The sequence below is a fragment of the Xanthobacter cornucopiae genome (assembly GCF_043195065.2).
Classification (GTDB): Bacteria; Pseudomonadota; Alphaproteobacteria; order Rhizobiales; family Xanthobacteraceae; genus Xanthobacter.
Genome location: NZ_CM195531.1, coordinates 1957369 through 1968797 on the forward strand (window position 1 = coordinate 1957369; position 11429 = coordinate 1968797).

Below are 11429 nucleotides of genomic sequence, written 5' to 3' on the forward strand. Positions count from 1 at the left end.
GGAGGTCATTGATTATATCAATATATTGATATATTTAGAGTCGAAGCGCCTCGACCGGCAGGAGAAGTCCCCCCATGTCCCCGCCCGCATCATCGTCCGGCGGTTCCGTCCGACGCGAGCCCTCTTCCGAGGCCGAGCGCTTCGAGGTGGCGAACCGCCTGTTCTTTCGCCTCTACCAGTGCTCGAACCTCCTGCATAAGAACGGCACGCGCCACATGGGCGATTTCGGCGCCACCACTCAGCAATGGGCGGTGCTGGGGGCCCTGGCGCGGCCGCTGGTGCAGGCCAAGGGCATGAGCGTGAAGGACCTCATCGAGTTTCTCCTGCTCAGCCGGCAGAACCTCACCGCCGTGCTCGACCGCCTGGAGGCGCGGGCCTGGGTGGAGCGGGTGAAGGACCCCGACGACGGCCGCAGCCGCCTCATCCGCCTGACCGCCGAAGGCACCCGCACCTGGGAGGCCATGCGCGACCCCATCGAGGCCTTCTACAATCAGGCCCTCTCCCCCCTCACCGAGGCCGAGCAGGTGCTGATGGTGCAATTGCTGGACCGGCTGAAGGGCGGGCTCAACGGGGTGTGACCGGGCGGCGCTCCCCGTCGTCGCCGCCCGGTCCCGCCGTGTGAACCTTTCGGCTTCACGGCAAGGGGCGGCGGTTTCAGCCTTTCGGCTTCAGGGTGTGCCGCCGGAAATCGGGCTTGCGCTTCTCGCGGAAGGCGACGCCCCCTTCCTTGGATTCATCGGTATCGTAATAGAGGCTGAGCGCCGCCATCCCGAGCGAGGAGATGCCGCGAATGCTCTCGGTATCGGCATTGAACGAGCGCTTGGCCAAGGCGATGGCGGTGGGGCTGCGCTCCAGCAGCTCGGCGCACCAGCGGTCCACCTCGGCGTCCAGCTCCGCGTGCGGCACCACCGCGTTCACAAGCCCCATGGCCAGCGCTTCGTCCGCCGTGTAGCGCTTGTTGAGATACCAGATCTCGCGCGCCTTCTTCTCGCCGACGATGCGGGCGAGATAAGCCGTGCCGAAGCCGGGGTCCACCGAGCCCACCTTCGGCCCCACCTGGCCGAGCTGCGCTTTATCGGAGGCGATGGTGAGGTCGCAGATGGTGGCGAGCACGTTGCCGCCGCCGATGGCGAAGCCGTTCACCCGGGCGATCACCGGCTTAGGCACGTCGCGGATGAGGCTCTGCAGTTCGTCGATGGGCAGGCCGATGGTGCCGCGCCCGTCGTACTGGCCGTCGTGGGCGCTCTGGTCGCCACCGGTGCAGAAGGCCTTGTCGCCGGCGCCGGTGAGCACGATCACGCCGATGGACCGGTCCCAGCCCGCCGTCTGGAAGGCGTGGATGAGCTCCTCCACGGTCTGGCCGCGGAACGCATTGTACTTGTCGGCGCGGTTGATGGTGATGCGGGCCACGCCCGCCGGGCGCACCTCATAGAGAATGTCTTCGTACGTCATCGCGTTTCTCCCGGAATTTTCAAGACGACTGGCGTCATGGCCGGCCCACCGGGCCATGCAGGCGCCAACCGCGCCTTCATTCACCGCTCCGCGCCATCTCGCGCAGGCGGAATTTCTGGATCTTGCCGGATGGCGTCTGCGGCAGCGCGTCCACCACCTGGAGCCGCTCGGGAATATACTGCATGGCCATCTTCTGCGACTTCAGATAGGCCACCATGTCCTCGAAGGTCAGGCTCTGCCCCTGGCGCGGCATCACGAAGGCGCAGGCGCGCTCGCCAAGGCGCGGGTCCGGGTAGCCGACGATGGCCACCGCCGCCACGGCGGGGTGCTTGAACAGGATGTTCTCCACCTCCACCACCGGGATGTTCTCGCCGCCGCGGATGATGATGTCCTTGGAGCGCCCGGCGATGCGGATGTAGCCGTCGCCGTCCATGCGGGCGATGTCGCCGGTGTCGAACCAGCCGCCCTCGTCCACGTGGGCGAGGCCCGGCCGCTTCAGGTAGCCCACGAAGTTCGAGCAGCCGCGCACCTGCAGCATGCCTTCCTCGCCCGCCGCGAGCACGTTGCCGGAGAGGTCCACCACGCGCACCTCCATGCCGGGCAGCGGACACCCGTCGGTGCCGGTCACCTTCTCCTCGGGGTCCTCCACGCGGGCGGTGGTGACGGCGCCATTCTCGGACATGCCCCAGGCGGAGATGATGGCGGCGCCGAGCGCCTCGCGCGCCTTCGCCACCAGCGGTCGCGGAATGGGCGCGCCGGCGGAGACGAAGATCCTGAGGGAGGGGGTCCTGGTGCCGGTGGCGAGGCAATGATCGGCGAGATCGTTGAGGAACGGCGTCGCGCCCATGGTGAAGGTGGCGCCCTCCCCGGTAATCTGCCGCGCCATGACCTCGGCGGCGAAGATGTCCTGCAGCACCGCCGTGGCGCCCAGCAGCAACGGCAGCACCAGGCCGTACATGAAGCCCAGCTGGTGGGCCATGGGCGAGGGCATGTGGATGACGTCGCCCGCCCCCAGATGCAGCCGCCGGGCGAACGGCACCAGGTTCGACAGCATGGTGTTGGAGGTGTGGGTGACCCCCTTGGGCTCGCCGGTGGTGCCGGAGGTGTAGAGCAGCTCGATCACCGCATCGGGCGACAGGCGACGCGCCGCCAGATCGGCACGCTCCGCCTCGGTGATGTCCGAGGCGAGCAGCGTGTCGAAGGCCTCGGGGCCGCCCCCATCCACCACCGCCACGTGGGCGAGGCGCGGCAGGTCCGGCCGCACGGCGGCGGCGAGCGCCGCGTGATCCACGTTGCGAAAGCGCGCGGGGACCACGAACACCTTGGTCTCGGCGAGACCCAGCATGAAGGCGAGCTCCCGCTCGCGGAAGATCACCATCAGCGGATTGGAAATGGCGCCCAGCTTCAGGCAGGCGAGGTGCAGCGCCGTGAACTGCCACCAATTGGGCAATTGGAACGACACCACGTCCCCCTCCCCCACTCCGCGGCGGGCAAGGCCCACGGCGAGGCGGTCGGAGAGCGCGTCCAGCGCGCCATAGGTCAGGCGCACGGTGTCGCCGGCCTCGGCGCGGGTGGCGACCAGGGCCGGCTTGTCCGGCGTTGCCGCCACATGGCGGCGGAAATGGTCGAGCAGCGTCTCGTCGCGCCACAGGCCGGCCGCGGTCATGGCGGCCCGGCGCGTCGCCGGCAACAGATCGAAGCTCATGGCAGCGTCCTCATGGCAACGTCCTCATGGCAGCTTCCTTCCGGGTTGATTTGCTCGAACGCGGCTTGACGCCGTCTGGTCCTCAGGCCGCGACCGACTTGAGCGCCTCGCGGGCGATGATGAGCTTCATGATCTGCGCCGTGCCGTCGCCAATCTGCAGGCCGAGCACGTCGCGCAGGCGCTGCTCAAACGGCAGCTCGGTGGAATAGCCGGCATGGCCATGCAGCAGCAGGCAGGTCTGCACCACCTCGAAGGCGAGCTTGGGCGCCCACCATTTGCACATGGCGGCCTCCTTGGTGTGGAGCACGCCGGCATCCTTGGCCGCCAGGGTCCGGTAGCAGAGCAGCCGCGCCGCCTCCACCATGGTCTCGGCCTCGGCCAGCGGGAAGGTCACGCCCTGGTTGTCGGCCAGCGGCCGGCCGAAAGCCTTGCGCCCGCTGACATAGGCCCAGGTCTCGGCCAGCGAGATCCGGGCCACGGCGAGGCATTGCAGGCCGATGAGGGCGCGGGAGAAGTCGAACCCCTGCATCACCTGCACGAAGCCGGAGCCCTCGCCCCCCAGCCGGTGGGAGGCCGGCACCCGCACGCGGTCGAAGAAGATGGAGCCGCGGCCGATGGCATGCTCGCCGAGATCGTTGAAACGGGTGCGGCTGATGCCGGGCAGGCCCATGTCCACCAGGAAGGCGGAAACGCCGTGGGCGCGCTGCGCGGCGGTGCCGGTGCGGGCGAACACCACCGCCAGGTCGGCCTGATCGGCCATGGAGATGGAGGTCTTCTCGCCATCGAGCACATAGTCGTCGCCATCGCGCGATGCCTTCAGCGCCAGCGCCGCCGCGTCCGATCCCCCCTGCGGCTCGGTGAGGGCCAGGGCGATGAGCGACTCCCCGGCCACCACCCGCGGCAGCACCACCCGCGCGATGTCCGGCGCCGCGTGGCGGGCGACGATCGCGCCGCACAAGGACGACAGAAGCTGGATGTAGCCGACGTTGAAATCGCCCTCGGAGATGGCCTCCAGCACCACCCCCGCCGTCACGTGGTCGGCGCCAAGCCCGCCGTATTCGGCGGGAAACTCGACCCCGATGAGGCCGAGCGCACCCATCTGCCGGCGCAGCTCCAGCGGCACGCTGGCCGCCTTTTCGCGCTCCCGGTAGCCGGGCGCCAGGGCGGCGGCGGCGAACCGGCGCGTGGTTTCGCGAAAGCTGGCTTGATCGGCGGTCAGGCCGAAGGCTTCCGACAGGGCCGAATCCGATGTGGTCATGCGTCTCCCCGCGCTTCCGCTCGCCGCTCCGGCCCGGAGGCTTCCGGCGGGCGGCATATATAGCAATTCATTGCCATTAATTGGACGCTACTGCGCTCCCAAATTAATGTCAATACATTGCCATATAAGATACACCGTCTGCCCTGCATGGCGGATGGCGGCGCGCGATGGCACCGACCTTGTGACAGGCGGCATTATAGGATACCCCCCTACCCCATGGCACATACCCGCGACCCCAAGGACAACGCCGCCCTGCTGATGCGCGTGAAGCGCATCGCCGGGCAGATCGAGGCGATCGAGCGCGCCCTCTCCGCCGGCAGCGACTGCACCGACCTGCTGCACCAGGTGGCCGGCGTGCGCGGCGCCGTGAACGGGCTGATGGACGAGATCTTCGAGGCGCATCTCCAGGCGCACGTGGCGCGCCCGGGCCTCTCCGACGCGGAGCGGGCGCAGGGGGCGGACGAGCTCGCCACCGTGCTGCGCCGCTACGGCAAATAGCGGGCATCCCCCACCCATCGCGACGATCGAGGAACAGGCCATGTCCGAGGACACATCGATCCCAGCCCCGTCTCCGGCCGATGCCGGCCTTGTCGACGCGGGGGCGCACAGTCACGTCTTTCTCGGCGCGAACCACGAGCGGAACACGCGCCGCACCCTGTGGGTGGTCGTCCTCACCGGCGTGATGATGGCGGGCGAGATCGTCGCCGGCACCCTCACCGGGTCCATGGCGCTGCTCGCCGATGGATTCCACATGGCCACCCATGCCGGCGCCCTCGGGGTGACCGCCCTCGCCTATGTCTACGCCCGCCGTCACGCGGCCGATCCGCGCTTCTCCTTCGGCACCGGCAAGGTGGGCGACCTCGCCGGCTTCGCGTCGGCGCTGGTGCTGGGCCTGGTGGCGCTGGGCATCGCGCTGGAATCGATGGCGCGGCTGCTGGCCCCGGTGGAGGTGGCATTCGGCGATGCCATCGCGGTGGCGGTGCTCGGCCTCGGCGTCAATATCCTGAGCGCGCTGCTGCTGAGCGGCGGACATGCCCACGGGCACGGCGATCACGGGCACGGCCATCATGGACACGGCCATCATGGACACGGCCATCATGGACACGATCATCACGGGCACCACGGGCACCACGGGCACGACCATCGCCACGCGCACGGCACCGCCGGCCACGACGAGGACAACAACCTGCGCTCGGCCTATGTCCATGTGCTGGCGGATGCCCTGACCTCGGTGCTGGCGATCGTGGCGTTGATGGCGGGGCGCTATCTCGGCTGGGTCTGGTGCGATCCGCTCATGGGCATCGTCGGCGGCGTGGTGATCGCCCGCTGGTCGTGGAGCCTGCTGCGCGACACGGCATCCGTGCTGCTCGACACCACCGACACCCATGTGGCGCAGGACGTGCGCGAGGCGGTGGAAGGGCCCGGCGACGCCGTCATCCGCGACCTTCACGTCTGGCGCGTGGGACCGCAGGCGCGGGCCGCCATCATCAGCGTGAGCGGCTCGGCGGGCGATCCGGTGGACGCCGCCACCATCCGTCGCCGCCTCGCCCCGGTGGACGAGGTCGTGCACCTGACCGTGGAATGCCGCTGAACCACGGCCGGCGATCCGACGGAGCGCCCGAGACCAGGGCTACCCGCCCGCTTCCGCGCCACCCCCACCCCAAGGAATCGCCGCCGTGACGGGTGGACCAACGGTGGCAGGCGGCGCAGGGGGCCGCCGGCCACTTTCACTTTTCATCAATGTCGATTAATCTTATTCACATGACCCTTGACGTGTTCTGTTAACAGAACGATATTGCCTGTAAATCCAGGCTGCCTTGGCGCGGCCGAGCCGTGGGGCCAGCCGTGTCGATGTGTCGCCCAATCCCGTGATCCGCCTGTCAGCCGCAGCGCTCGATGCGGGGTTGACCTCCATCGCGCGCCGGCGGGCCTCCCCTTCCAGACCTGTGGCCGCACGTCATGTCGAGCTCCCATCCCCATCGAACACCATTCGATCTGACGAACGCGCCGAGCCTCCCACCCTGGAGCCTCCCGTGAACGCCCCCGTTTCCGTCGACCCCTCGGTTCCGACCGCCGCGTCGGCGCCGGTCATCGTCTTCGACAAGGTGGAGAAGACCTATGCCGCCCGGCGCGGCCAGGCCCCCGTCACCGCCCTCTCCGACATCTCGCTCGCGGTGCCGGAAGGGGTCATCGTCGGCGTCATCGGCCGCTCGGGCGCCGGCAAGTCCACCCTGATCCGCCTGGTCAACGGGCTGGAGAAGCCCTCCTCGGGCCGGGTGGTGGTGGACGGCACCGATGTCGCCGCATTGCCGGAACAGGCGCTGCGCGCCGAGCGCCGCTCCATCGGCATGATCTTCCAGCATTTCAACCTGCTGGCCCGCCGCACCGCCTATGACAACGTGGCCCTGCCGCTGGAGATCGCCGGCCTTGGCAAGGGCCAGATCAAGGCCCGGGTGGAGCCGCTGCTGGAGCTGGTGGGCCTCGCCGACAAGCGCGACCGCTATCCGGCCGAGCTGTCCGGCGGGCAGAAGCAGCGTGTGGGCATCGCCCGCGCGCTCGCCACCAATCCACGCGTGCTGCTTTCCGACGAAGCCACCTCCGCCCTCGACCCGGAGACCACCAACCAGATCCTCGCCCTGCTGCGCAAGGTGAATGCCGAGCTGAAGCTGACCGTGCTGCTCATCACCCACGAGATGGCGGTCATCAAGGCGGTGGCCGACCGGGTGGCGGTCATCGACGGCGGCCGCATCGTCGAGGAGGGCACCACCTACGACGTGTTCGCCCAGCCCCGCCATCCCACCACCCGCGCCTTCCTCGCCGCCCTCACCGGCGCCAGCCTGCCGCCCTATGTGGCCGACCGGCTGAAGCCCGCGCCCGGCCCCGGCCGCGACGCACTCATCCGCATCGTCTTCACCGGCAGCCATGCGACCGACCCGGTGTTGTCGCAGGTGGCGCGCCAGCTCGGCGTCGATATCAACATCATCCAGGCCCAGGTGGACGAGATCGCCGGCCAGCCGTTCGGCGTCATCGTCATCTCGGTGCCGGGCGACGGCGCCACCATCGCCGCCGTCGCCGACACGGTGAAGCGGCTGAAGCTCAGCTGCGAGGTGCTCGGCTATGTTTGATTTCACCTTCGGCCTGCTGTCGCCCGCCATTGTCGACCTCATCATCGACGCCACCTACCAGACCCTCTACATGGTGGCCGCCTCCGGCCTGCTGGGCACGGCCATCGGCCTGCCGCTGGGCGTGTTCCTGGCCACCAGCCGCGCCGGCGAGCTGTTCGCCGCGCCGTGGGCGAACCACATCCTGGGCCTGGTGGTGAATGCCGCGCGGTCCACCCCCTTCATCATCCTGGTGGTGGCCATCATCCCGTTCACGCGGCTGGTGGCCGGCACCTCCATCGGCACCAACGCCGCCATCGTGCCGCTGACCGTGGCGGCGGCCCCGTTCATCGCCCGGCTCATCGAGGCCTCCATCCGCGAGGTGGACCAGGGCCTGGTGGAAGCCGCCCGCGCCATGGGCGCCAGCCCGCTGCAGATCGTCGCCAAGGTGCTGTTGCCGGAGGCGCTGCCCTCCATCACCCTCGCCCTCACCCTCGCGGTAGTGTCGCTGCTCGGCTATTCGGCCATGGTGGGCGCGGTGGGCGGGGGCGGCCTCGGCGACCTCGGCATCCGCTTCGGCTACCAGCGCTTCATGCCGGAGGTGATGGCCACCGTGGTGATCGTGCTGATCGTGCTGGTGCAGGGCGTGCAGACCCTGGGCGACGGCCTCGCCCGCCGGCTCGACAAGCGCCACCGGGGCTGACGAGCGCCCCTCCCCTCTCGCCCCCGCCGTGCGCGGGTGCGCCAGACATCGGCTCCGGCCGCCCCTCACCGTGATGGAAAGACACCCATGACGCTCACCTCCACTTTCGCCTCCCTCAGCCTTGCCGCGGCACTGACGCTGACGGGCCTTGCCACCGGCGCCGCCCGTGCCGAGGCGGTCAAGGTCGCCGTCACCCCCGGCCCCCATGCGCAGATCCTGGAGGCGGTGAAGCCCATCGCCGCCAAGAAGGGGCTCGACATCTCAATTGTCGAATTCTCCGACTATGTGGTGCCGAACGCCGCGCTGGCCTCCGGTGAAATCCAGGCCAACTCGTTCCAGCACAAGCCCTATCTCGACGCCCAGATCGCCGATCGCGGCTACAAGATCAGCCCGGTGGGCTTTACCGTGAACTTCCCCATCGGCGTCTATTCCAAGAAGTACAAGAGCTTCGACGACATCCCCGCCGGCGCCTCCATCGCCATTCCCAACGATCCCACCAACGGCGGCCGGGTGCTGCTGCTGCTCGCCGACAAGGGCTTCATCAAGCTGCGTCCGGACGCCGGCGTGAAGGCCTCGGTGGTGGACATCGTGGAGAACCCGAAGAAGTTCAAGTTCGTGGAGATCGACGCCGCCCAGCTGCCGCGCTCCCTGCCGGACGTGGACGCCGCCGGCATCAACACCAATTATGCCAAGGAAGCCGGTCTCGACCCGGTGAAGGACCCGATCCTGCGCGAGGAGCCCAAGGGCCCCTACGTGAATGTCATCGCCGTGCGCACCGAGGACAAGGACAAGCCCTGGGTGAAGACCCTGGTGGAAAGCTACCAGTCGCCGGAGGTGAAGACCTTCATCCTCGAAACCTTCAAGGGCGCCGTTCTCCCGAGCTGGTGAGCCCGCGCGCCCGCCGGGTGCCTCCCGTTCCTCCCGGTGTCCCGGCCCTGGCCGGGGCGGCGGACCCCACTGGGCGCGGACCTTCGCGGGTCCCGCGCCCTTTTTCTTGGGCCCTCCGCCACGCGCGGCCGGGCCCCGCCGCATCGGGACAAGGCGTGGATCGCGCCCGGGCACATCGCCTCTCCCCGCGGACCGCATGCGGCGGCACGCGGCTCCGATCCAGGCTCGCCCCGAAAGCGCCGCCACAGATCGGCCGGCCCCTCCTAGCCGCGCCGCTGCGCGACGATGAACAGGCGCGGGAAGGCGAGCAGCACCCTGCCGTCGACCTGCTCCGGATAGGGGGCCAGCAGCCGCTGGCGGTATTCCTCCAGGAACTGCGCCTTCTCGTCCCCCTCCAGCGGGTCGATGAAGGGCCGCAGCCCGGTTCCCTTCACCCACTCCACGATGGCCGGCGCCCCGTCGAGGGCGTGGTTGTAGATGGTGTGCCAAATGTCCACCCGCGCCGCGCCCGGAATCAGCAGATCATAATAGCGCCCAGGCGGCGGCAGCACCGTGCGCGCGCCCACCGCGCCCGCCAGCTTCTCCGCCCACGGCCCGGTCATGGCCGTCTCGCGCATGGCGACGTGTGAGGGCTCGTCCAGGTTGTCCGGCATCTGCACCGCCAGCACCCCGCCGGGCGCGAGCAGAGACAGCAGGCGCGGAAACAGCGCCGCATGGTCCGGCACCCATTGCAGCACCGCATTGGCGAAGATGAGATCGGCCGGACGGGGCAAGGTGAAAGTCGCGGCGTCCGCCAGCTCGAACCGCGCCTGGGGCAAGCGCTTGCGCGCGGCGTCCAGCATGGCCGGCGAGCTGTCGAGGCCCAGCAGCTCGGCCTGCGGGAAGCGCGCCGCAATGAGTTCCGTGGAGTTGCCCGGCCCACAGCCCAGATCCACCGCCAGGGCGGCGCGATCAAGGGGAACCTGAGCCAGCAGATCGCGGGCCGGACGGGTGCGCTCGTCCTCGAACTTCAGATATTGGCGGGCGTTCCAATCGGCCATCCCCGAACCTCCTTGAGCGGGCAGCCCGATACAATAGCACCAGCCGGCAAAGAAACGCGCGCGCCCTTGCTTGGCCCGCTGGCAAAGAAACGCCGGGCCCGTTGCCAAGACCCGCCGGCGGGAGTAGAGACGACCCTACATCAAGAGTTGGGGCGACGCCCAACACCAACCTGCCGATCCGGGCAAGGTGGTACTCTCCGACCAGAGAGGATGTGGCCGAGCCGGCAACCGAACGGATCAAGCCACGCGCGTCGTTCCCGATAAGCCGAGGACGACGCCATGCCCATCAAGATCCCCGATCTGCTGCCCGCCCGCCGCACGCTGGAAGCGGAAGGGGTGATGGTGATGAGCGAAGGCGATGCCATTCGCCAGGACATCCGCCCCCTGCGCATCGGCCTCCTGAACCTGATGCCCGACAAGATCACCACCGAGGTGCAGATCGCCCGCCTGCTGGGCACCACGCCGCTGCAGGTGGAATTGACCCTGGTGCGCATCACCGACCACGTCTCGCGCAACACGCCCGAGGACCACATGGCGGCCTTCTACCGGCCGTGGGCCGAGGTGCGGCACGAGCGCTTCGACGGCTTCGTCATCACCGGCGCGCCGGTGGAACACCTGCCATTCCAACAGGTCAGCTATTGGGACGAACTGGCGCAGGTGCTGGACTGGACGCAGACCCACGTTCACCGCACCCTGACCATCTGCTGGGCGGCGCTGGCCGCAGCTTACCATTTCCACGGACTACCGAAGCACAACCTGAAACAGAAGAGCTTCGGCCTCTACCGGCACCGCGCCCTTGCCCCATCCTCGGCTTTCCTGCGCGGCTTCGCGGATTCGTTCGATGTCCCCGTCTCCCGCTGGGCGGAGGCGCGGGCCGACGACATCCCCCCCGGGCGTGGCCTCGCCGTGCTGGCCGAAAGCCCTCAGACCGGTCTCTGCCTGCTGGACGACCCCCGCCATCGGGCACTGCACATGTTCAATCATCTGGAGTACGATACCAACACCTTGGCGTCGGAATACTTCCGCGACGCGGCGAAGGATCCCGAGACACGTCTTCCGGCCCATTATTTTCCCGGCGACGACCCGAGCGAGCCTCCGGAAAACCGGTGGCGCGGCCATGCGCATCTCCTGTTCGCCAACTGGATCAATGAGATGTACCAGACCACGCCGTTCGAGCTGGGCCAGATCGGTCACGCCCTTGCCGCTGAATGACCGCCCCGCCAGGAGCATGCGTGAAACCCGGCGCCCGCCCCTGCCCTCCCGGCAGCGGGCGCCCGAGGGC

General features: G+C 68.9%; 11 protein-coding genes and 1 riboswitch. Of the genes, 7 read left to right on the forward strand and 4 right to left on the reverse strand.

Annotated elements, in window-relative coordinates; translation table 11 throughout:
• Positions 1 to 74 precede the first annotated feature (74 nt).
• A complete protein-coding gene (locus tag V5F53_RS08705) occupies positions 75 to 578 on the forward strand; it encodes a MarR family winged helix-turn-helix transcriptional regulator (RefSeq protein ID WP_393998624.1) in 504 nt (167 codons plus the stop codon).
• Positions 579 to 654: 76 nt separating this feature from the next.
• Here the strand turns inward: V5F53_RS08705 and badI are convergent, their stop codons facing one another.
• The 3 genes from badI to aliB all read right to left on the reverse strand — a co-directional run bounded on the left by badI (position 655) and on the right by aliB (position 4415).
• The gene (badI, locus tag V5F53_RS08710) at positions 655 to 1452 is read right to left on the reverse strand and encodes a 2-ketocyclohexanecarboxyl-CoA hydrolase (protein WP_393998625.1); all 798 of its coding nucleotides are present in this window, start codon (positions 1450 to 1452) and stop codon (positions 655 to 657) included.
• Positions 1453 to 1528: 76 nt separating this feature from the next.
• Complete coding sequence (gene aliA / locus V5F53_RS08715; RefSeq protein WP_393998626.1) at positions 1529 to 3157, reverse strand: cyclohexanecarboxylate-CoA ligase; 1629 nt, start codon at positions 3155 to 3157, stop codon at positions 1529 to 1531.
• A gap of 82 nt (positions 3158 to 3239) precedes the next feature.
• Positions 3240 to 4415 carry a cyclohexanecarboxyl-CoA dehydrogenase gene (gene aliB, locus V5F53_RS08720; RefSeq protein ID WP_393998627.1) on the reverse strand — a complete coding sequence of 392 codons (1176 nt, stop codon included), beginning with the start codon at positions 4413 to 4415 and terminating at the stop codon, positions 3240 to 3242.
• 216 nt (positions 4416 to 4631) lie between these two features.
• Between aliB and V5F53_RS08725 the strand changes: the two genes are divergently transcribed.
• From V5F53_RS08725 to V5F53_RS08745, 5 genes are all read left to right on the forward strand, one after another.
• Positions 4632 to 4913 (forward strand): metal/formaldehyde-sensitive transcriptional repressor, encoded by a 282-nt coding sequence (locus tag V5F53_RS08725; protein WP_393998628.1) that lies wholly within the window; start codon positions 4632 to 4634, stop codon positions 4911 to 4913.
• A 40-nt stretch (positions 4914 to 4953) separates the two neighbouring features.
• Entirely contained in the window at positions 4954 to 6006 is a 1053-nt protein-coding gene (gene dmeF / locus V5F53_RS08730) for a CDF family Co(II)/Ni(II) efflux transporter DmeF (protein WP_393998629.1), read from the forward strand.
• Between the two features lie 442 nt (positions 6007 to 6448).
• A complete protein-coding gene (locus tag V5F53_RS08735; RefSeq protein ID WP_393998630.1) occupies positions 6449 to 7540 on the forward strand; it encodes a methionine ABC transporter ATP-binding protein in 1092 nt (363 codons plus the stop codon).
• A complete protein-coding gene (locus tag V5F53_RS08740) occupies positions 7533 to 8219 on the forward strand; it encodes a methionine ABC transporter permease (protein WP_393998631.1) in 687 nt (228 codons plus the stop codon). Before V5F53_RS08735 ends, V5F53_RS08740 begins: the two co-directional genes overlap by 8 nt.
• Positions 8220 to 8306: 87 nt before the next feature.
• The gene (locus V5F53_RS08745; RefSeq protein WP_393998632.1) at positions 8307 to 9107 is read left to right on the forward strand and encodes a MetQ/NlpA family ABC transporter substrate-binding protein; all 801 of its coding nucleotides are present in this window, start codon (positions 8307 to 8309) and stop codon (positions 9105 to 9107) included.
• Between the two features lie 263 nt (positions 9108 to 9370).
• Here V5F53_RS08745 and tam read toward each other — a convergent pair whose 3' ends face one another.
• Complete coding sequence (gene tam, locus V5F53_RS08750) at positions 9371 to 10147, reverse strand: trans-aconitate 2-methyltransferase (protein ID WP_393998633.1); 777 nt, start codon at positions 10145 to 10147, stop codon at positions 9371 to 9373.
• Between the two features lie 132 nt (positions 10148 to 10279).
• Positions 10280 to 10389: riboswitch (SAM-I-IV-variant riboswitch) on the forward strand.
• 37 nt (positions 10390 to 10426) lie between these two features.
• On the opposite strand from tam, the gene V5F53_RS08755 reads away from it, so the two are divergent.
• Entirely contained in the window at positions 10427 to 11359 is a 933-nt protein-coding gene (locus V5F53_RS08755) for a homoserine O-succinyltransferase (protein WP_393998634.1), read from the forward strand.
• Positions 11360 to 11429 lie beyond the last annotated feature (70 nt).

What these genes read in the sequence shown, in the direction of transcription:
- aliA (WP_393998626.1), bottom strand. Translation starts at nt 3,157, where the DNA reads ATGAGCTTCGATCTGTTGCCGGCGACGCGCCGGGCCGCCATGACCGCG.
- V5F53_RS08705 (WP_393998624.1), top strand. Translation starts at nt 75, where the DNA reads ATGTCCCCGCCCGCATCATCGTCCGGCGGTTCCGTCCGACGCGAGCCC.
- V5F53_RS08725 (WP_393998628.1), top strand. Translation starts at nt 4,632, where the DNA reads ATGGCACATACCCGCGACCCCAAGGACAACGCCGCCCTGCTGATGCGC.
- aliB (WP_393998627.1), bottom strand. Translation starts at nt 4,415, where the DNA reads ATGACCACATCGGATTCGGCCCTGTCGGAAGCCTTCGGCCTGACCGCC.
- badI (WP_393998625.1), bottom strand. Translation starts at nt 1,452, where the DNA reads ATGACGTACGAAGACATTCTCTATGAGGTGCGCCCGGCGGGCGTGGCC.
- tam (WP_393998633.1), bottom strand. Translation starts at nt 10,147, where the DNA reads ATGGCCGATTGGAACGCCCGCCAATATCTGAAGTTCGAGGACGAGCGC.
- V5F53_RS08745 (WP_393998632.1), top strand. Translation starts at nt 8,307, where the DNA reads ATGACGCTCACCTCCACTTTCGCCTCCCTCAGCCTTGCCGCGGCACTG.
- dmeF (WP_393998629.1), top strand. Translation starts at nt 4,954, where the DNA reads ATGTCCGAGGACACATCGATCCCAGCCCCGTCTCCGGCCGATGCCGGC.
- V5F53_RS08740 (WP_393998631.1), top strand. Translation starts at nt 7,533, where the DNA reads ATGTTTGATTTCACCTTCGGCCTGCTGTCGCCCGCCATTGTCGACCTC.
- V5F53_RS08755 (WP_393998634.1), top strand. Translation starts at nt 10,427, where the DNA reads ATGCCCATCAAGATCCCCGATCTGCTGCCCGCCCGCCGCACGCTGGAA.